21 protein-coding genes are annotated in these 19,622 nt (G+C 67.8%); 16 read left to right on the top strand and 5 right to left on the bottom strand.

Annotation, left to right across the window (positions count from 1 at the left end; all coding sequences use genetic code 11):
- The 3 genes from ACN5KJ_RS03785 to ACN5KJ_RS03775 all read left to right on the top strand — a co-directional run bounded on the left by ACN5KJ_RS03785 (nucleotide 1) and on the right by ACN5KJ_RS03775 (nucleotide 3,607).
- A complete protein-coding gene (locus ACN5KJ_RS03785) occupies nucleotides 1-1,521 on the top strand; it encodes a UxaA family hydrolase (RefSeq protein WP_418592121.1) in 1,521 nt (506 codons plus the stop codon).
- Nucleotides 1,522-1,667: 146 nt separating this feature from the next.
- Nucleotides 1,668-3,107: a hypothetical protein gene (locus ACN5KJ_RS03780; protein WP_418592120.1), complete on the top strand. Its 1,440-nt coding sequence runs from the start codon at nucleotides 1,668-1,670 to the stop codon at nucleotides 3,105-3,107.
- A 32-nt stretch (nucleotides 3,108-3,139) separates the two neighbouring features.
- Nucleotides 3,140-3,607 (top strand): hypothetical protein, encoded by a 468-nt coding sequence (locus ACN5KJ_RS03775; protein WP_418592119.1) that lies wholly within the window; start codon nucleotides 3,140-3,142, stop codon nucleotides 3,605-3,607.
- A gap of 187 nt (nucleotides 3,608-3,794) precedes the next feature.
- On the opposite strand, the gene purC is transcribed toward ACN5KJ_RS03775, so the two are convergent.
- The gene (purC, locus tag ACN5KJ_RS03770) at nucleotides 3,795-4,556 is read right to left on the bottom strand and encodes a phosphoribosylaminoimidazolesuccinocarboxamide synthase (protein WP_206565919.1); all 762 of its coding nucleotides are present in this window, start codon (nucleotides 4,554-4,556) and stop codon (nucleotides 3,795-3,797) included.
- Nucleotides 4,557-4,784: 228 nt separating this feature from the next.
- Between purC and ACN5KJ_RS03765 the strand changes: the two genes are divergently transcribed.
- The 10 genes from ACN5KJ_RS03765 to ACN5KJ_RS03720 all read left to right on the top strand — a co-directional run bounded on the left by ACN5KJ_RS03765 (nucleotide 4,785) and on the right by ACN5KJ_RS03720 (nucleotide 14,525).
- Nucleotides 4,785-5,099, top strand: coding sequence for a DUF1476 domain-containing protein (locus ACN5KJ_RS03765; RefSeq protein ID WP_418592118.1), 315 nt, complete (start codon nucleotides 4,785-4,787; stop codon nucleotides 5,097-5,099).
- 489 nt (nucleotides 5,100-5,588) lie between these two features.
- Complete coding sequence (locus tag ACN5KJ_RS03760; protein WP_347167560.1) at nucleotides 5,589-6,473, top strand: DMT family transporter; 885 nt, start codon at nucleotides 5,589-5,591, stop codon at nucleotides 6,471-6,473.
- A 120-nt stretch (nucleotides 6,474-6,593) separates the two neighbouring features.
- The gene (locus tag ACN5KJ_RS03755) at nucleotides 6,594-7,853 is read left to right on the top strand and encodes a hypothetical protein (protein ID WP_418592117.1); all 1,260 of its coding nucleotides are present in this window, start codon (nucleotides 6,594-6,596) and stop codon (nucleotides 7,851-7,853) included.
- Between the two features lie 461 nt (nucleotides 7,854-8,314).
- Nucleotides 8,315-9,214: a DMT family transporter gene (locus tag ACN5KJ_RS03750; RefSeq protein ID WP_418592116.1), complete on the top strand. Its 900-nt coding sequence runs from the start codon at nucleotides 8,315-8,317 to the stop codon at nucleotides 9,212-9,214.
- Between the two features lie 57 nt (nucleotides 9,215-9,271).
- Nucleotides 9,272-10,129, top strand: coding sequence for an ATPase (locus ACN5KJ_RS03745; protein WP_418592115.1), 858 nt, complete (start codon nucleotides 9,272-9,274; stop codon nucleotides 10,127-10,129).
- An 87-nt stretch (nucleotides 10,130-10,216) separates the two neighbouring features.
- Nucleotides 10,217-11,146: a homoserine O-acetyltransferase MetA gene (gene metA / locus ACN5KJ_RS03740; protein WP_347167558.1), complete on the top strand. Its 930-nt coding sequence runs from the start codon at nucleotides 10,217-10,219 to the stop codon at nucleotides 11,144-11,146.
- Nucleotides 11,146-12,111 carry an alpha/beta fold hydrolase gene (locus ACN5KJ_RS03735; protein WP_418592114.1) on the top strand — a complete coding sequence of 322 codons (966 nt, stop codon included), beginning with the start codon at nucleotides 11,146-11,148 and terminating at the stop codon, nucleotides 12,109-12,111. The genes metA and ACN5KJ_RS03735 overlap by 1 nt, the downstream gene beginning before the upstream one ends.
- An 87-nt stretch (nucleotides 12,112-12,198) precedes the next feature.
- Nucleotides 12,199-13,068, top strand: coding sequence for a polyphosphate kinase 2 (gene ppk2 / locus ACN5KJ_RS03730; protein ID WP_418592113.1), 870 nt, complete (start codon nucleotides 12,199-12,201; stop codon nucleotides 13,066-13,068).
- A gap of 15 nt (nucleotides 13,069-13,083) precedes the next feature.
- Complete coding sequence (locus tag ACN5KJ_RS03725; protein ID WP_418592236.1) at nucleotides 13,084-13,701, top strand: TetR/AcrR family transcriptional regulator; 618 nt, start codon at nucleotides 13,084-13,086, stop codon at nucleotides 13,699-13,701.
- A 125-nt stretch (nucleotides 13,702-13,826) separates the two neighbouring features.
- The gene (locus ACN5KJ_RS03720; RefSeq protein WP_418592112.1) at nucleotides 13,827-14,525 is read left to right on the top strand and encodes an FkbM family methyltransferase; all 699 of its coding nucleotides are present in this window, start codon (nucleotides 13,827-13,829) and stop codon (nucleotides 14,523-14,525) included.
- A 6-nt stretch (nucleotides 14,526-14,531) separates the two neighbouring features.
- Here ACN5KJ_RS03720 and ACN5KJ_RS03715 read toward each other — a convergent pair whose 3' ends face one another.
- Nucleotides 14,532-15,647, bottom strand: a complete 1,116-nt coding sequence (locus ACN5KJ_RS03715; RefSeq protein ID WP_418592111.1) for a glycosyltransferase family 4 protein — start codon at nucleotides 15,645-15,647, stop codon at nucleotides 14,532-14,534.
- A 90-nt stretch (nucleotides 15,648-15,737) separates the two neighbouring features.
- Between ACN5KJ_RS03715 and ACN5KJ_RS03710 the strand changes: the two genes are divergently transcribed.
- Entirely contained in the window at nucleotides 15,738-16,760 is a 1,023-nt protein-coding gene (locus ACN5KJ_RS03710; protein WP_418592110.1) for a glycosyltransferase family 2 protein, read from the top strand.
- A 99-nt stretch (nucleotides 16,761-16,859) separates the two neighbouring features.
- Here ACN5KJ_RS03710 and rpsI read toward each other — a convergent pair whose 3' ends face one another.
- The gene (rpsI, locus tag ACN5KJ_RS03705) at nucleotides 16,860-17,348 is read right to left on the bottom strand and encodes a 30S ribosomal protein S9 (protein ID WP_206565933.1); all 489 of its coding nucleotides are present in this window, start codon (nucleotides 17,346-17,348) and stop codon (nucleotides 16,860-16,862) included.
- Between the two features lie 2 nt (nucleotides 17,349-17,350).
- A complete protein-coding gene (gene rplM, locus ACN5KJ_RS03700; protein WP_206565934.1) occupies nucleotides 17,351-17,809 on the bottom strand; it encodes a 50S ribosomal protein L13 in 459 nt (152 codons plus the stop codon).
- A 247-nt stretch (nucleotides 17,810-18,056) separates the two neighbouring features.
- Here rplM and ACN5KJ_RS03695 point away from each other — a divergent pair, with 247 nt between their 5' ends.
- Nucleotides 18,057-18,359, top strand: coding sequence for a hypothetical protein (locus tag ACN5KJ_RS03695; protein ID WP_347167552.1), 303 nt, complete (start codon nucleotides 18,057-18,059; stop codon nucleotides 18,357-18,359).
- Nucleotides 18,356-19,393, top strand: a complete 1,038-nt coding sequence (locus ACN5KJ_RS03690; protein ID WP_418592109.1) for a hypothetical protein — start codon at nucleotides 18,356-18,358, stop codon at nucleotides 19,391-19,393. The genes ACN5KJ_RS03695 and ACN5KJ_RS03690 overlap by 4 nt, the downstream gene beginning before the upstream one ends.
- 55 nt (nucleotides 19,394-19,448) lie before the next feature.
- On the opposite strand, the gene ACN5KJ_RS03685 is transcribed toward ACN5KJ_RS03690, so the two are convergent.
- Nucleotides 19,449-19,598, bottom strand: coding sequence for a hypothetical protein (locus ACN5KJ_RS03685; RefSeq protein ID WP_347167550.1), 150 nt, complete (start codon nucleotides 19,596-19,598; stop codon nucleotides 19,449-19,451).
- Between the last annotated feature and the right edge of the window lie 24 nt (nucleotides 19,599-19,622).

Genomic DNA, 19,622 nt, shown 5'->3' with positions numbered 1-19,622 from the left:
ATGACCTCTCCGGTGATCCGGCTGGACCCCGCCGACACTGTCGTGGTCGCGCGGGAGGATATCCGCAAGGGCACGCGGATCGACAGCGAGGGCCTGACCGCCCTCGCCAACATCCCCGCCGGGCACAAACTGGCGACGCGGGCGCTGCGCCGGGGCGAGCCGGTGCTGAAATACGCCACCGTCATCGGCTACGCCGGCGAGGATCTGGCGCCGGGCACCTATCTGCACACGCATAACGTCCTGGTGGACGAGATCCAGAAGGACTATCGCTTCGGGCAGGACTACCGCCCCGCCCAGCTGCTGCCGCAGGCAGAACGCGAGACCTTCATGGGCTATCGCCGCGCCGATGGCCGGGTCGGCACGCGCAACGTCATCGGCGTCTTCATCACGGTGAACTGTTCCGCCACCGTCGCGCGCAAGATCGCGCAGTACTTCGACGAAGAGCGGCTTGAGGACTACCCCAACGTCGATGGCGTCGTGCCCTTCATCCACCAACAGGGCTGCGGGATGGAGCAGACGGGCGAACCCATCGACCTGCTGCGGCGCACGCTCAAGGGCTACATCCAGCACCCCAATATCGCCGGCGCGCTGATCGTGGGGCTTGGGTGCGAGCGCAACAACCTGGAACGCTTCTTCGAGGCGACGGCGCTGGAAACCGGCACAATGCTGCGCAGTCTGCGGATGCAGACGCTGGGCGGCACGGCAGAGACCATCAGGCAGGGCCGCGCCATGGTGCGCGAAATGCTGGCCGAGGCGAACAGGGCCACCCGCAGCCCCTGCTCTGCCGAACACATCAGGATCGGGTTGCAATGCGGGGGCTCGGACGGGTTTTCCGGGCTCTCGGCCAATCCCGCGCTTGGCCGCGCCGTCGACCGGCTGGCGCGCAATGGCGGCACGGCGATCCTGTCGGAGACACCCGAGCTTTACGGCATCGAACACACGCTGACCGCCCGCGCCCGGGACGAGAGCGTGGGCCGCGCCCTGCTCGACCGCATCCGCTGGTGGCTGGACTACACCGAGGGACGCGACGTGCAGATGCAGGGCGTCGTCGGCCCGGGCAATCAGGACGGCGGCCTTGCGAATATCGTCGAAAAGGCGCTGGGCGGCGCGAAAAAGGGTGGCTCGACCGGCATCGAAGCGGTCTATCGCTACGCCGAAAAAGTCGATCACAGCGGTCTGGTCCTTATGGATACACCGGGATACGATCCTGTTGCCGCCACCGGGCAAATCGCCGGCGGCGCTAACCTGATCTGTTTCACCACCGGGCGCGGAAGCTGCTTTGGCTCTTACCCCGCGCCGACGATCAAGCTGGCTTCGAACACGCCGATGTACAACCGGATGAAGGGCGACATGGATATCAACTGCGGCCCCGTCATCGACGGCACCGCCACGCTGGAGCAGATGGGCGACGCGATCTTCCGCAGCATCCTCGACGTGGCGTCCGGCCAGCGGACAAAGAGCGAGGCCCTGGGCGTCGGCGCCGAGGAATTCGCGCCCTGGCCCATCGGCGTGACCGGCTAGGGCATCCGGGCCAAACCGGGGATGCGGTCCCTGCCGCCCCGGTGGCCTTCTTCTCTGGACATTCCTGTCGCGGATAGCCCAAGTCAGACCCGAAACCCTGTAGGACAAGACATGCACGACCCGGCCCCTGCACACAGGCATCCCAGTTGAGCGACGCGCCCCGGCCAGCCACCGCCCCGGCGGCGGCGCACACCCCGGCCCCCCGGCCCTTCCTTGCCACCCTGCTGATGAGCGTCGCGGTCCTCGAACTGCTGGCGCGGTTCAGCGGCTCGGACCTGCTTCAACAGATCGCCTGGGGCCTTGTGCTGACGGTCGTGGTTCTGGCCGTGCGGCAGCTGACCCTGCGCGAGATCTACCTGCTGGGCGCCAGCGCGGTGCTGAGCGTCCTGGTGATCGTCACCCAGCCCGACCCCGGCACCATCCTGTCCGGTGCGATGGATCAGGCGGTCTTCCTGATGGCCTTCATCCTGCTCTTGGGGCTGTTGCAGGCGACGGCGCGATCCTCGCCCTCTGTCGAGATCCTCGGCGAATACCTCACGCGCCAGCCGCCGGGCCGCCGCTACGTTGCGCTGAGCGGCGGCACCTCTCTGCTGGCCGTGCTGTTCAACCTTGGCGTTGTCAGCTTCCTTGTGCCGCTGATCCAGCAGGGCATCCGCCGGGCGGGCGCCGAAGACGGGCTGAACCCGCTGCGCGAACAGCGCCAGCTGTCAGCCCTGCTGCGCGGCTTTGCATGGTGCGTCACCTGGTCCCCCACCGCCTTCGCGCCGCTGATCGTGGCAGAGCTGATGCCGGGCGTCGAACGCACCGCCTGGATCGGTTACGGCTTCGCCTTCTTCATGCTGCTGATGCTGGTCGGCGCGCTGGAGGACAAACTGCGGTTCCGCGCCTACCGGCCCAGCGGCAAGCGCGCCGTCATGGCCTTCCCCCGGACCGCCGCGCTGCGCTTCGCCGCGACGACGGGCTGGTTCCTGCTGCTGGTGGTTTTCTTCGTCGAGGTCTTCGACGGCTCCATCGTCTTCGGCGTGCTCGCCGCCTGCCCCGTGATGATGGCGGGATGGCTGACCGCCCAGTTCGGCCTGCGCTCTCCGACGCTCTGGCCGGACCTGAAGGCCCGGATGCGCACCCTGGTGGTCGAGGAACTGCCCGGCTCTCTGAACGTGGCGATCACGCTGGCCTGCTCGGGCTTTATCGGGCGCGCGGGTGCGGGGCTGACCCCGGCGGCAGAGGTCGCGGCCTTCCTGGGCCTTGGCGCCATGCCGGACTGGCTGCTGCTGTCGGCGATCCCGCTCTTCATCGCCCTTGTCAGCCTGCTGGCCCTGTCGCCCACGATGATGGCGGTCTTCATGGGGTCGTTCTTCGCCGCCCTGCCCGAGATGCCCGCCGACCCGACCCTGCTGGCCTTCTCGATCTCCTGCGGCTGGGCGCTGTCGATGACCTTTTCGCCCTTCGCCACCGTGGTTCTGGTGATCGCCCGCGCCTCGGGCCTGCCCGCCACGCGCCTGACATGGGGCTGGAACCTGCACTTCACCCTGATCGCGGCCATCTTGCTGGTGCCGCTGTTCGCGCTGCTGACCATGGGTGCCTAGCGGCCGCCAGGCCTGCCTCGCCCGGTTGCCGCTTGGCCCGGGCGATCCACCGGCGCATCGCTTCGCGGATCGCAACGGCCCGGACCGCTGTCGGGCAGTGCCATTCCGGCAGGATACGCCGGTACAATGCGCGCGGCGCCGTCGCACGGGCCATCCCGGCCCCGTTCGTGCTGCGGGCAACGCTGACCCCATCGCCGGGCCCGTGGCTGATCCTGTTTTCCGACAATCCTCCGCTTTGGGTGATCACCGCCTTCATGACCGCCCACGAGGGCCTGCGGCGCAACGCGCGGAAGACGGTCTTCCGCATGATCGCCTTCCTGCAACCTGGCTGGCTCTGGCGCTGGATCAGGCCATGGATCCCGGCCAGATGGCTGCGGTGGAAGCGACGCCTCGACTGCCGGATCGCGCGCTCGGTGGTCCGGCACCGCCGCATGACCGTCCAGCAACGGACCGCCCGCAAGGCCCGCTTGCCGTTTCGGCAGGCGGTCATGGTCGGGTGACTGTTGCAGCCGCCGGGGCGCGGGCTGCGACGGGCCTACCGCAGCGGTCCGGCCCAGGGCAGACGCCGCGTCGACCCCCGCCTGCCGCCATCCCCGGACAGAGAAAGGGGCGCGGCACCCCTGTGCCACGCCCCCGTTTAAATCCCGATGCCATCGGCCCCGACCGCGTCGCGGCCCGGGCGATGCCTCAGTTGATCAGCTTGGGCTTGGCCATGTGGGTGGCCTGCTTGGGCATCACGCCAAGGCGCTTGGCGACTTCCGTATAGGCATCCGCGAGGTTGCCGAGGTCATGGCGGAAGACGTCCTTGTCCAGCTTCTGGCCGGATTCCAGATCCCACAGGCGGCAGCTGTCGGGGCTGATCTCGTCAGCGACCACAAGCCGCTGGAAATCGCCCTCGTAGACGCGCCCGACCTCGATCTTGAAATCGACCAGCTTGATGCCGACGCCATACATCAGGCCCGACATGTAGTCGTTGACCCGCAGCGCCAGCGCCACGATGTCGTCCATGTCCTGCTGCGAGGCCCAGCCGAAGGCGGCGATATGTTCCTCTGTCACCAGCGGATCGCCCAGCTTGTCGTCCTTGTAGCAGTATTCGACGACCGGACGCGGCAGCGGCGTGCCCTCTTCGATGCCAAGACGCTTGGACATCGACCCGGCGGCGAAGTTGCGCACGATGATCTCCAGCGGGATGATCTCGCAGGCCCGCACCAGCTGCTCTCGCATGTTCAGCCGCTTGATGAAGTGCGTGGGCACCCCGATGTTGGTCAACCCCGTCATGAAGAACTCGGACAGGCGGTTGTTCAGCACGCCCTTGCCCTCGATCACGTCCTTCTTCTGCGCATTGAAGGCGGTGGCGTCGTCCTTGAAATATTGCACGATGGTGCCCGGTTCGGGGCCTTCGTACAGGATTTTCGCCTTGCCTTCGTAGATTTTCTTACGCCGTGCCATTTCGGACCCTTCCAAACAGGAAAACCGCGCTGTGGGCGCGGTGTTGCGTTCTCTTACGTCAAGCAGGGGGCCACCGCAAGGGTGACGGCGCCGCGCCCCCCGGGGGCAGGCCCGTGCCGCGCGCGACTGACCGGCCCCGATTGCCGCAGCGACACCGCCAAGCCTTGCGAAAACGCCCCCGGAGCGTCATATCGAAAGGGAAACACCATCCCCGAGGGAGCGAGAGCGATGACCACCTTCGACGACCGCGAGACAGCGTTCGAAAACAAGTATGCCCATGACGAGGAAATGAAGTTCCGCGCCGAGGCGCGCCGGAACAAGCTGCTCGGGCTCTGGGCGGCCGAAATGCTGGGCAAGACCGGCGATGCGGCCAATGCCTACGCTGTCGAAGTCGTGAAGTCCGATTTCGAGGAAGCGGGCCACGAGGACGTGGTGCGCAAGGTCTCGGGCGACCTGGGCGATCTGGCCACCGCCGACGAGATCCGCGGCAAAATGGACGAATTGCTGCTGGTCGCCAAGGACCAGCTGATGAAGGAAAGCTGAGCCGCCCCCTTTCGGGAACCTCGGTTCGGAATGCATGGCGCGCCCCCTGTCGGGCGCGCCTTTTCTTTTGGCCCGGCCCCGCCGCAGCCTGGGCCGGGCGCCGCCGACATCCGCCGCGCGATCCTGCAACCGCCGGGCTCAGCCGCTCGACCGAGGAGGTCCGGGAAAGGGGCGCGCCGTTCGCGCATCCCAGACACCCAGCCCCCCGGGCCGGCCCCCTGCACCGCACCGGTGGAGCCGCGCCGCCTTGCCCTGCCCCCGGCCCGTGCCTGCGCCGAATGTCCGGCGCCAGCGCGGGTCCGCTCCAAGGCTCCCGCCACGCCGATCCCGCCCCGGCCCAATGCCCGCCCCCCTTGCGGGCCTGCCCCGGCCCGGCCCGCGCCCATCCCGGCCCCGGGGCACGCCTGTGCACAATATCCGGGCACCCGGCTTGCCATTCGCGCAGGCCCGTGACCACATGCCTCCGCAAGACTGGAAGGCGCTTTGCCCATGAACGACACCCTCAAGGCCTGCCTCTGGATGACCGGGGCCATCGCGTCTTTCACCACCATGGCCGTGGCGGGCCGCGCCGTCAGCCTGGACCTCGACACCTTCGAGATCATGTTCTTCCGTTCGCTGATCGGCATCGTGATCGTGGTAAGCGTGGCCCGGCTGGCCGGGACGCTGGGCCAGGTCGACACCCGCAACTTCGGCACCCATGTGGTGCGCAACCTCGGCCATTTCGCCGGGCAGAACCTGTGGTTCTACTCGATCACCGTGATCCCGTTGGCGCAGGTCTTCGCGCTGGAGTTCACCTCGCCCTTCTGGGTCATGCTGTTGAGCCCCCTCGTGCTGGGCGAGCGCCTGACCGGCAACCGCCTTGCCGCCGCAGCGGTGGGCTTTGTCGGGATCCTGATCGTCACCCGCCCCACCCCCGAGACGCTGCAGTTCGGCCAGCTGACCGCCGCGCTTGCCGCCGCGGGCTTTGCCGCCTCCGCAGTCTTCACCCGGCGCCTGACGCGCACCACGACGATCACCAATATCCTGTTCTGGCTGACCGTCCTGCAGGCGGGCTTCGGCCTTGTCTGCGCCGGATACGACGGCGATATCGCGCTGCCGAGCCTTGCCAGCCTGCCCTGGGTCGTGATCATCGCCCTTGCCGGGCTGGTGGCGCATTTCTGCCTGACCACCGCGCTGAGCCTCGCGCCCGCAACCGTGGTGATGCCCATCGACTTTACCCGCCTGCCGGTGATCGCCATCGTTGGCATGATGCTCTACGCAGAACCCCTGGACCGATACGTCTTCCTTGGGGCGGCGCTGATCTTTGGCGCCAATTACGCCAATATCACCTATGAGACACGCCGTGCGCGGGCAGCGCGCCCCGCTGTCACTTAGATGTGACGTTACGTTTGCGCCATCACCCTTGACGTTCCGTCAAAGATTGACCGCAGAGACTCGGGTCTCCTAGCGTAGGTTGCAGGAGACTTCCGCACGCTCGGGATGAGGGACAAAACAATGAACAAATTCGTAGCCGGGGCCGTCCTGGCCCTACTGTCATCGCAGGCCCAGGCCGCCGGTCTCGACCGTTCGGGACAAAGCGTCGCGTCCATCTTTGCCGCCGACGGCACCGCCAGCCTGAGCTTCGGCTACGTGATGCCCAGCGTCACCGGCACGGACAGCCGGGGCGCCGATTACGATGTGGGCGAATCCTACACCCAGACCGCGATCACCTACACCAACGGGCTCAAGGGCACCGGCTTCAACTACTCGCTGATCTTCGACCAGCCCTATGGCACCAACGTCGATTACGACGCCGACCCGACGACCTCGAACCTCGGCGGCACCATGGCCGACCTCGACTCGCGGGCGCTGACGGTGATCGGGCGCTACAAGTTCGGCGATCGCTTCAGCATCTTCGGCGGCATCGGCGTCGAACGCATCGAGGCCGACGTCGCCCTGAACGGTCTGAGCTACGCGGGCGCGATCTCGACCGCGGCGGTCGCCTCGACCGTGCCGGGGCTGGATTCGACCCTGCTGGGCGCCGCGCTGTCGGGCAGCGCCGCGGCGGCGACGGCGATCGACAGCACCTATGGCGCGGGCACCACTGCCGCACTGGGCAGCGCCGTGGCGAGCACCTCTGGCAGTTTCCTGGGCACCGGCGGCTATACCTTCGCCATGGACCAGTCGACCAAGCCGACCTACCTGATCGGCGCCGCCTACGAGATCCCGGATATCGCGCTGCGGATCTCGGGGACCTACCGCTTCCAGACCGAGCACAGCGCCGACACCACCGAAGAACTGCTGGGCCGCACGGTGCGCGACTCGGTGGATTTCGTCTCTCCGGCCAGCTTCAACCTGGATTTCCAGACCGGCATCATGGAAGGCACCCTGCTGACCGCCTCCTACCGCTGGACCGACTTCTCGGCGGTGGACATCGTGCCCTCGGCGCTGGGGGCCGACCTTGTGAACCTTGACGACGGGCACCGCTACACGCTGGGCGTGGCGCGCCGCTTCTCCGAGAGCTTCGCGGGATCGATGAGCGTCAGCTACGAGCCCGAGAACAACAATGACACGGTGTCCCCGCTGGGGCCGACCGACGGTCTCTGGGGTGTTTCGCTTGCGGGCCAGTACAGCAGCGGCGCGCTGAAGATCTCGGGCGGGCTGAACTATTCCTGGCTGGGCGATGCCGTGGCCGGCGTGGCCGAGCGCCCCGCCGCCAGCTTCGAGGACAACCACGCGGTCGGCATCGGGTTCAAGGCCGAGATGGTCTTCTGATCGCCACCATCGGGTGAAATGAAGAGAACCCTCGCGGCCCGCCCGCGAGGGTTTTTTCATGGCGGCGCAGGACCGGGACAAGGAGAGGTGTCGCCGTCCCGGCTCAGGGCGGCCGGACCGGGACCTTCTTCCGTCACCATCGCTTCCCGGACCAATGGCGCGACAATGGCAGCCGGACGGGGGCTTTGCCCGTCGCCATTGTCCCTCGGACCAATGGCGCGACAATGGCGACCGGACGGGGGCTCTGCCCCCGGACCCCCGGGATATTTCGGGACAGAAGAAGATGGGGCCGGTCCGAAGATGGAGGCCGATCCGACCGGGGGCTGGCGGCGCGGCCTGCGGTGGCGGCTGCAGGCCGGGACCGGCGGTGCTGGCGACCATCCGGCAGGGGGCGTGCAGGATCGGTGTCAAAGCGCAGAATCCGGGTCGTCAATTGCGCGCGGGCCTGCCAGAGATGAGCCATGACATCCCCGACCCTCTCTGCCCGCGCATGGGCGCAACTGGCGCTGCTCGGCCTCATCTGGGGCGGGTCCTTCCTTGCCATCCGCACCGCGCTTGACGAGATCCCGCCGCTGACCTCGGTGCTGTTCCGCACCGCCATCGCCGCCGCGATCCTCTGGCCCATCGTGCTGCTGCGCGGCCTTCCGCTGCCCCGCTCTCCGCGCCCCCTGATCGGGCTGCTGGTCATGGGGCTGTTGAACAACGTCATTCCCTTCTCGCTGATGGCCTGGGGGCAGATGCATATTCCCACCGGGCTGACCTCTATCCTCAATGCCAACAGCGCGGTCTTCGGGGTGCTGGTCGCGGCGCTTCTGCTGGCCGACGAGCGGCTGACGCTGCGCAAGACCGCCGGGGTGCTGCTGGGCTTTGCCGGGGTCGTGATCGCCATCGGCCCGGCGCAGCTGCTGGCGCTGGACCTGACCTCTGTCGCGCAGCTGGCGGTTGTCGCGGGCACGCTGTCCTATGCCTTCGCCGGGGTCTGGGCGCGCAAATGGCTGGGCGGCCTGCCGCCGCTGGTCTCGGCTGCCGGGATGCTGACCGCCTCGAGCCTGATCATGCTGCCCCTCGTGCTGGTCACCGAGGGGCCGCCCCCGCTGGCCCTGTCGGCGGTCACATGGGGCGCCATCGCCTATTACGCCGCGGTCGCCACGGCGCTGGCCTATCTGCTGTACTACCGGGTGCTTGCGGTGGCCGGCTCCGGCAACCTGATGCTGGTGACACTGCTGATCCCGCCGGTCGCCATCACGCTGGGCGCGCTGGTGCGGGACGAGACACTGGCGCCCACCGCCTACCTTGGCTTTGCGCTGCTGGCGGCGGGGCTGACGGTGCTGGCATCGGGGCCGCGACCCAAGAGGGTTTGACGCGCGCGCACGGGCAGAATATCCCCCAGCCGAGCCAATCTGTTCCGGACCACGCCCATGCTTTATCCCGACGCCCGCGCCTGGCGCCATGCCCCGCAAAAGCGTGTTGTCCTCTTTGCCATGTCGGGGCTGGGCAAGACCCATGTCTCGACCCGGCTGCGCGACAGCGGCGACTGGTTCCACTACTCGATCGATTACCGCATCGGCACCCGCTACATGGGCGAGTACATCGCCGACAATGCCAAGGCGCAGGCCATGCAGGTGCCCTTCCTGCGCGATCTGCTGATGACGGATTCGATCTACATCGGCTCTAACCTCAGCTTCGACAACCTCAACGCGGTCTCGACCTACCTCGGCAAGCCCGGCGATCCGGCCAGGGGCGGCCTGTCGATGGCAGAGTACCGCCGCCGCCAGTCGCAGTTCGAACGGGCCGAGCGGCAGGCGCTGCTGGATACGGGGTATTTCATCACCCGCGCGCAGGAGCTTTACGGCTACCCGCATTTCGTCTGCGACACCGGCGGCTCGATCTGCGAATGGGTCGATCCGGCCAACCCCGAGGACCCGATCCTGAAGGAGCTGGCCTCGCAGGCGCTGCTGGTCTGGATCCGCGGCAGCGAGGACCACACCGCAGAGCTGATCCGCCGCTTTGACAAGGCGCCGAAGCCCATGGCCTACCGGCCCGACTTCCTTGCCGCCGCCTGGGCGCGCTACCTGTCGGAGACCGGGCTGGCCGAGGCCGAGGTCGACCCCGATGCCTTCATCCGCTGGACCTACGCGCAGGCGCTGGCCCACCGCCAGCCGCTGTACGAAGAGATGGCCGCGCGCTGGGGCGTCACGGTCGAGGCCGCCGACATGGCCCGGGTGCAGAACGCCGGGGATTTCGAGGCGGTGATCGCCGAGGCCCTGCCCGGCTGAGGACCGCGCGCCGCCCCTCGCCGTGGCGACTTGCCCCTCTGCCCCCCATCGCCTATCTGTCGGTCCTGTCAATTCAGGACCATCCCCATGCCCATCAAGCTGCCTTCCGACCTGCCCGCCTTCGACGTCCTCACCCGCGAGGGCGTCATGGTCATGGCAGAGGAGACCGCGGCGCGGCAGGATATCCGGCCGCTGCGCATCGGTTTGCTGAACCTGATGCCCAAGAAGATCCAGACCGAGAACCAGTTTGCCCGGCTGATCGGTGCCACGCCGCTGCAGATCGAGCTGTCGCTGATCCGCATGAGCGAGCACCAGACCAAGAACACCGCCGCCGAGCACATGGAGACCTTCTATCGCCCCTTCGCAGAGGTCGCCGATACGGGAGAGAAGTTCGACGGGCTGATCATCACCGGCGCGCCCATCGAGCATCTGCCCTTCGAAGAGGTCACCTACTGGGAGGAGCTGACCCGCGTCTTCGACTGGACGCAGGGCCACGTGCAGTCGACCTTCGGCGTCTGCTGGGGCGGCATGGCGATGATCCACCACTTCCACGGCGTGCAGAAGCACATGCTGGACGCCAAGGCCTTTGGCGCCGTGCGGCACCGCAACTGCGATCCGGCCTCGCCCTACCTGCGCGGCTTCTCGGACGACATGGTGATCCCGGTCTCGCGCTGGACGGAACTGCGCCGCAGCGAGATCGAGGCGGCGGGGCTGAAGATCCTGATCGACAGCGATGAAACCGGCCCCTGCCTCGTCGAGGACCCGGACCATCGCGCGCTTTATATCTTCAACCACCTCGAATACGACTCGGGCACGCTGAAGGAAGAATACGACCGCGACGTGGCCTCTGGAAAACCGATCAACGTGCCCGCGAACTACTACCCCGGGGACGATCCGACCCAAAGGCCGCAGAACCGCTGGCGCAGCCATGCGCATCTGCTTTACGGCAACTGGATCAACCAGATCTACCAGTCGACGCCCTACGATCTGGCCTCGATCGGCAAGGCGGGCCGGTGATGTCGAAACTCCTGCTGGCGGCGCTTCTGCTGCTGGCGGGGCTTGTCGGCGTCACACTGCTGCGCGCCGCCGCGCGCGAGCGGGCGGCAGAGGCGGCCTATCCGCCCGGCGGCGATTTCGTCACGGTCGAGGGCCACCGGGTGCATTACACGGTGACCGGCGAAGGCCCGGACCTCGTGCTGATCCACGGGGCCTCGGGCAACCTGCGCGACATGACCTTCGGCCTGGCGGAACGGCTGGCGGCGCACTACCGCGTGATCGCCTTCGACCGGCCCGGGCTGGGCTACACCGACCGCATCGACGCGGCTGGGGCCTCCATCGGGGAACAGGCGGCACTGCTGGCGCGTGCCGCCGCGCTGCTGGGCGCCGAGCGTCCAGTGGTCATGGGCCAGTCCTACGGCGGCGCCGTGGCGCTGGCATGGGCGGTGAACCACCCAGAAACGCTGTCGGCGCTGGTGCTGGTGGCGGCGCCCTCCTACCCTTGGGACGGCGGGTTGCCGAGGCTCTACAAGGTCAATGCGCATCCTGTCCTCGGCCCGCTGGCGATCCCCTTCCTGACCGCATGGGTGCCGCAGTCCTACGTCGACCGCGCCGTGGCCGGCGTCTTCGAGCCGCAGCAGGAGCTGCCCGGCTACGCCGACCACATCGGCGCGCCGCTGACCCTGCGCCGCCACAGCCTGCGCGAAAACGCCCTGCAACGGGCCAGCCTGAAGAGCGAACTGGCGGCGCTGTCCGAACGCTACGACGGGCTCGACCTGCCCATCGAGATCGTTCACGGCACGGCGGACGAGACCGTGTCGCTGACGATCCACTCGCAGCGCATGGCGCGGGATCTGCCCGGGGCCAACCTTGCGACGCTGGAGGGGATCGGCCACATGCCGCACCACAGCCGCCCCGGTGCCGTGGTCGAGGCCATCCACCGCGCGGCGAACCGCGCCGGCATCCGCACCGCCCCGGGGCCCTGACAGGCCCGCAGCCCAGACCAAACGGTTTGCGCTAATCCGCTTAACATCCCATATTACCCGTGACTTGCACGGCATCAGAGGCCCTTCATGACCCTACCTTTCGACGGCGCGATCTCCGAGTTCTTCGAAACCGACGCGCCGCGACAGGTGCGCGAAGCGATCAAGCGCGCCGACAAGGACGAGGTGCTGGACCCGGCTTTTCCCTATTCCGACATGCTGGGGCGCAAGCCCTACGACAAGGACATGGACAGGCTTCAGGTCGAACTGGTCAAGCTGCAGGCCTGGGCCAAGGAAAGCGGTGCCCGCATCGCCATCCTCTTCGAGGGCCGCGACGCCTCTGGCAAGGGCGGCACGATCAAGCGCTTCCGCATGAACCTCAACCCGCGCGGCGCGCGGGTGGTGGCGCTGTCGAAACCCTCGGACGTCGAGGCGACGCAGTGGTATTTCCAGCGCTACATCGACCACCTGCCCGCCGCCGGGGAAATCGTGTTCTACGACCGTTCTTGGTACAACCGGGGCGTGGTCGAGAAGGTCTTCGACTTCTGCACCGACGGCCAGCGCGATCACTTCTTCGGGCAGGTGCCGGACTTCGAGAAGATGCTGGTGGACGAGGGCATCCTGCTGTTCAAGATCTGGCTCACCGTGGGCCGGGCCGAACAGCTGCGCCGCTTCCTGAAGCGCGAGAACGATCCGCTGAAACAGTGGAAGCTATCGTGGATCGACGTCGAGGGGCTGAAGCGCTGGGACGCCTATACCGACGCCATCGCCGAGACGCTGGAGCGCACGCATACCCAGGAAGCCCCCTGGACGGTGATCCGCTCCGACGACAAGAAGCGCGCCCGGCTGGAGGCGATCCGCCACGTGCTGTTGCAGATCGACTATGCCAGCAAGGCGCCCAAGGCCGTGGGCCAGCCCGACCCGAAGATCGTCGGCGGGCCTGATCTCTGGCATGGGTAAGGGCGCGTGCTGAAGATGGGCAAGCGCGGCTATCACCACGGCAACCTTCGGCAGGCGCTGGTCGACGCGGCCCTGCGCCTGATCGAGGAAAAGGGCCCGACCGGCTTCACCCTGTCAGAGGCGGCAAAGCTGGCGGGCGTGACCCCGGCGGCGGTCTACCGCCACTTCGCCGGGCGCGAGGACCTGATCGCCGAAGCCGCCCGGCAGGGCTACGCGATCTTCGCCGACGTGATGCAGTTCGCCTATGACAAGGGCCAGCCCTCGGCGCTTGCCGCCTTCGAGTCGACGGGCCGCGCCTACCTGGCCTTTGCCCGCCGTTATCCGGGCCATTATATCGCGATGTTCGAAAGCGGCATCTCGGTGAATCACTCGCCGGACCTGGCCGCGATCTCCGCCAAGGCGCGCGGGGTGCTGGAGAAGGCCGCGAACGACCTGTCGCAGCACATCCCGCCGGAAAAGCGCCCGCCGCCGCAGATGGTGTCCTCGCACATCTGGGCCTTGTCGCACGGCGTGGTGGAACTTTTCGCGCGGAACTCTCCCGGCACCCGCGCGCCCTTCCCGCCCGAGGACCTGCTGGAATCCGGCATCGGCATCTACCTGCGCGGCCTCGGCCTTTTGCCGCCCGACAATTGACCGGCGGGCACCCCCCTGGCCTTGCCAAGCCACCGGGGCGCTCGTTATCTAGGGCACGACGGCGCGGCGCCCGGCGCGGGCTTCGCGCCGTCGGCCAGCCACCAACGACGACCGAAAGTGACACAATGGCCCAATCCGTCAGCCCCCGCACGCGCGCCTATTATGCCCTGATGTCCAACCTGCCCGGACGGCGCGGCCTGCGCTATCTGCGCAAGCTCAGCCGCAGCCGCCACGACGAGGTTCAGGCCGCCTTCGAGGCCGCGCTGGAGGCGGCGCGCGGCAAGATCTGCATCGATCTCGGCGCGAATGTCGGGGTCTTCAGCCAGCGCATGGCGCAGGTGGCGGCCAAGGTCTATGCCTTCGAGCCGGATCCCTGGACGGCGGCACAGCTGCGCGAGACCCTGAAAGACTGCGACAATATCGAGGTGATCGAGGCCGCCGCAGGAATCGCGCCGGGCCGGATGCCGCTGTACCGGTCGGAGAAATTCGACAGCGATCCGCGCAAGGGCTCGCTGTCCTCGACGCTGCTGGCCGCGAAGAGCAATGTCTCGGATACCCCCGTGGCAGAGGTCGAAGTGCGCGATTTCCCCGCCTTCCTGCGCGAGCTCGACCGCGACATCGCCCTGCTCAAGATCGATATCGAAGGCGGCGAGGTCGCCCTGCTAGAGGCGCTTCTGGACGATCCCGTGGCGCAGCGCATCGACTTCATCTTTGTCGAGACCCACGAGACCAAGCTGCCGCCGGATCTGGTGGCGCGCTCCCGCGCCCTGCGCAAGCGGGTCAGCCGCATGGCCCGGCCCAGTGTCGACATGGACTGGGTCTGACCCCGGTCAGCCCGCCGTGATCTCTGCGTAAAGCGCCTCGATCCGGGTCAGGTGGGCGGCAAGGGAAAATCGCTCGCGGCACAGCACCTGCGCCGCCGCGCAGCGCCGTGCCGCCTCTTCTGGATTGGCCAGAACCTCCAGCGTGGCCGCCGCGAACCCCGCCGCATCGTCGGGCGCGACCAGCCAGCCGGTCCGGCCCCTGTCGACGATTTCCGGCGTGCCGCCCTCGTCGGTCGCCACCAGCGGCACCCCGGCCATGCCCGCCTCGATCAGCGTGCGGCCCAGGGCCTCGTGCCGGGCCGGGGCGACCAGCGCCGACAGGCCCGCCATCACCGGGCCGAAGGGGCTGCGTGGCCCGATGGGCCGCACGCGCCCGGTCAACCCCTCTGCCGCGATCCGCGCCTCGACCGCGGACAGGAAGGGCTGGTGCAGCGCGCCATACATCGGGAAGACCACCGGCCCCGGCGCGGCCGCCGCGATCCGCGCGGCGATCTCGACGAACAGTTCGGGCCGCTTGCGGTCCGAGAGATTGGCGACATAGCCCACGATGGCGGTGCCCGGCGCTACGCCCAGCTCGGCGCAGAGCGCCGCGCGCGCCTCGGCGCTGGCCTCTTCTTGCGGCAGGAAGGGGTTGTAGATCATCCGCGCGTAGCCCTGCAGCGGCCCCGGCAGGCTGGACAGGGTAAAGCGCGAGACCGCCACGAAGGCATCCGCCCGCCCGCCCCAGACCGCCATGTGCCGCCCCGAGGCCGGGGTGCGCTGGTGCCAGACGTGCCGCGCCGCGCCGCCTTCGGTCGCCGCGCTCCAGATCAGGTGATTGCGCATGTCGTGGCTGTGGACGATGTCGTAGCCCGACGCCACCGGCCCAAGAACCCGCCGCACCGCCCGGCGGCGCAGCCATTGCCGCCACGGCGCCCGCAGCCTGGGGGCCGTCACCTCTGGCAGCGAGACCCAGGACTCGCCCAGGCCGCGCAGGTGATCCTCCAGCGCGCCAGAGCGGTGCAGGCCAAGCGTCACGGAATGCCCCGCCTCGCGCAGCGCCCGCGCCAGCAGCAGCGAAGAGATATGAGAGCCGCCGACACTGTCGCCGGTATAGGGAAAGAGAATCCTGAGGGGGGGCAAGGCGGGCTCCGGCTTGTTGGGCCGTCCCATGCTAGAATATCCACCGCGGCTCTGCTAGGCCAAGTCCGTTGCGCTGCCCCGAGGATACCGATGCCAGACCTGCCCCGCGCCGAGGACGTCACCGTCCGCCACAACGACCTGAGCGACCGCCCCGGCCTGCCGCTTGTTCTCGTGGTGCGCAACGAACGGCCCTTGATGCCCGAGTTCCTCGACCACTACCGCGCCATCGGGGTGGAACGGTTCTTCATCCTCGACGATGCCTCGACCGACGGCACGCCCGACCTGCTGATGCAGGAGCCCGACGTCTGCCTGTTGCAGTCCAGCCGCCGCTACGGCGAGACACCCGACCCCGAAAGCCTGCCGCCCGCCCTGCGCAAGGCCGGCGACACCCGAATGATCCACGTCTGGCGCACCGGGCTGATGAATCGCTTCTGCGCCGGGCAATGGGCGCTGCAATGCGATGTGGACGAGTTCCTGCTGCTGCCCGAGGGCGTCCGGCTGCCGGATGTGATCCAGAGGCTGACCGCCGAGGGCGCGGCGGGGGTCTGGGGCGGGATGATCGACCTCTACCCGCGCGACATGGCGGCGCTGGCCGCCTGCCCCGACAGCGGCTTCACATGGCCCCGCTGCGAGTGGTTCTTCGACGGGCGGCGGCATTTCTCGCTGCGCCCGGACAAGCCGCCCCGGCACCACTATGTCGGCGTGCGCCACCGGCTGGACGTAGCCTTCGCGGAAAAGCCCGACCTGTCGCCGCTCGCCCGGGCCAAGCTGCGCTTTCTGGGGCGGCGCAAGGCGCCCTCGGGGACGCTGGTGAAGCCGATCCTGCAACACTGGCAGCCCGGCAGCTACTACCTGAACAGTCACCTGACCACGCAAAGCCTGAGCGCACGCATCCTGTTGCCGCTGCTGCATTACCGTTACACGCCCGCCATCCTGCGCAAGCTGGAATGGGCCATGACCGAGGGCGGCTATTCCAAGGGCAATGCGGACTACCAGCGCGTCGACCGGATGCTGGCCGAAATGCGCGCGCGGAACGCCAGCTTCCTCACGCCGGTCTCGGTGCCGCTGACCGGCTTCGACAGCCTTGCCCGGACCGGCAACGCCATCTGGTAAGCGCCTACCATCAAACGAAAAAGGGAACGAAAAAGGCCGCCCCGATACGGGACAGCCCTGACTTTCGGCACGGCGGGGTCTGCACCCCTCCGGCTGTGATTAACGCTTCGAGAACTGGAAGCTGCGGCGCGCCTTGCGCTTACCGTATTTCTTCCGCTCGACGACGCGGCTGTCGCGTGTCAGGAAGCCTGCCGCCTTCAGCGCGCCGCGCAGCTCCGGGTTGTACAGCTGCAGCGCCTTCGAGATGCCGTGCTTGACCGCGCCGGCCTGACCGGTGAGGCCACCGCCCTTGACGGTTGCGAAGACGTCGAATTCACCTTCCACGCCAGCAATCTGGAACGGCTGGCGCAGGATCAGCTGCAGCACCGGACGGGCAAAGTACTTGTCCTGGTCCTTGCCGTTCACGATGACCTTGCCGGAGCCCGGCTTGATCCAGACGCGGGCAACCGCGTCCTTCCGCTTGCCGGTGGCGTAGGAACGGCCCAGCTCGTCACGGACGGGCTCGCGGGGGGCCTCTTCGAGAACCGAGGTGTCGACAGAGCCAGCGGCCGCGCCGAGTTCTTCCAGGGAGTTGATCTGTTCAGCCATGATTACACCCGGGTGTTCTTGGAGTTCTTGGATTTCACGTCCAGAACCTCGGGGTTCTGGGCGTCGTGCGGGTGCTCTGCCGACGCGTAGATGCGCAGGTTGGTCAGCTGCTTGCGCGACAGGCGGTTGCCCGGCAGCATGCGCTTGACGGCCTGGAACACGACGCGCTCGGGGTGTGCGCCCTCGAGGATCTGCGCCTTGGTGCGGGACTTGATGCCGCCCGGGTGGCCGGTGTGCCAGTAGAAGTGCTCTTCGCGCTTCTTGCCGGTCAGCTGGACCTTGTCGGCGTTCACGATGATGACGTTGTCGCCCATGTCCATGTGGGGGGTGAAGGTGGCCTTGTGCTTGCCGCGCAGGCGCATGGCGACGATCGAGGCGAGACGGCCCAGAACAACGCCCTCGGCGTCGATCACGACCCACTTCTTCTCGATGTCTGCCGGAGTCGCAGAGAAGGTTTTCATGTGATAGTTCCGTTTATTGACAAGGGCCGCGCGATGAATCCGCCCGGCCCGGTATCCGATTGCGGGGTTATACAGCCTGCGGGAAGCCAGTCAAGCGGCACATATCGCAAATAATCAAACGTTTTCAATGGTTTAAAATTACGGTATCTGAATACCCCACGAAAATCGGCCTTCCCGGCCCCTTGACCCTGCCGCCTTCAGCCGCCACCAAGGGCGCGTTGCGACGCCCCTGATTGATCCCGATACGATGGCCCTGATTTTAACTGCCCTGACACTTGCGCTGTCCGCGCTTCTCGGCACCGGGGCCGTGCGCAAGATGATCGAGGTCTACGAGGCGAAGCACGAGCTGAAGCAGGGCTCTGCCGGGTTCTTCCGCATGATCCGCGGCTGGTCGCGCATCGGCTTCTGGCTGCTGATCACCTGGTTCATCGCCACGGTCCTCGGCGACTGGCACCGGACCGACGACCTTGCGGGCGCCATCGACCGCGCGCAACTGCGGCTGTATCTCATGATGGAAATCCTTGCGGCAATGGCGGAGTCGGACAGTTGAGCATCGCGCAGTCCGACCTTCTGTGCCAGAGCTGCGCCGGGCAATGCGCCTTCGACCCCGCGCATCAGGGGCTGACCTGCACCCACTGCGGCACGCGCCGCTCGCTTGCAACGCCGTGGGACACACAGGCCGCCGCCGAGACCCGCTACAATCCCGGCGCCAATGACGCCACCGCCCCCGCCCTGCCCGAGAGCATCCACTGCCATTGCGAGACCTGCGGCGGAGAGGTCACCTTTACCGGCCCGGCGCTGTCGACCCATTGCCCCTATTGCGACGGCCCGGTGGTCATGACCTCTGCCGCCGAGGGCTTTCGCGCCATGGCGCTGATCCCCTTCCGGGTGCCCGCCGAAGCCGCGCCCGACCATATCGCGCAATGGATCAAGGGCCGCCTCTGCGCGCCGAACGACCTGAGCGCAACATCCTCCGAAGGCCGGATTGCCGGGCTTTACGCGCCCTTCTGGACCTTCGACAGCACCGAGTTCGTCCGCTACACCGCCACCTACCGCAGGGGTTCGGGCGACAAGGCGCGGCGCGTCCGCGTGAGCGGCTCCCTTCAGGTGCATTTCGACGACATGCTCGCGCCCGCCTCGGATCACGTCACCCCGCTGATCCGCGACGGCATCCTGCATGACTTCGACCCGCGCCGCCTGCGCCCCTATCGCGCGGGCTATCTTGCGGGCTTCGCCGCAGAGCGGCACCGGCAAAGCGTCGCCGAGGGGCTGGCCTCGAACGAGGCCGACAAGCACCTTCTGCTGCGCAATCGCGTGAAGGATCACGTCGGTAAACCCGCCACCCGGGTCTCGCAAATGGACACCGACACCAGCGGCATCCACTATCGGCGCATCCTGCTGCCGGTCTGGATCCTGCACTACAGTTATGGCGACAAGCCGATGAAGGTCGTGGTCTCGGGGATCGACGGACGCACCTACGGGGAACGGCCCTTTTCGCGCATGAAACTGCTGCGGGCCTCGGCGATCTTCGCCGCCGCCGCCGTGGCCTTCGGGTTCCTCTGGGGCTACGCCGGGGCCCCCTGAAACGCAAAACGCCTCGCCCGGTCGGGGCGAGGCGTCCGCAGGCCGCGTGGGCTGTTCAGATCTTGCGGCGCAACATCCGGAACAGCCCGCTGGCCACCTGGCTTTCGGCGCTGCGGCGGCTGCGGACGGGACGGCGGCGATGGCGGCCGGTCTTGGCGGCACTGTAGCTTCCGACGGCGCGGCGGATCATGCTTCCGATACTCATGGTCTTTCCTCCGTTTGGTTCATG

The organism is Ponticoccus sp. (in: a-proteobacteria) (genome assembly GCF_048381735.1).
The sequence above is the reverse complement of the archived record's forward strand: the minus strand, read 5'-3'. Positions and strand labels throughout refer to the sequence as shown.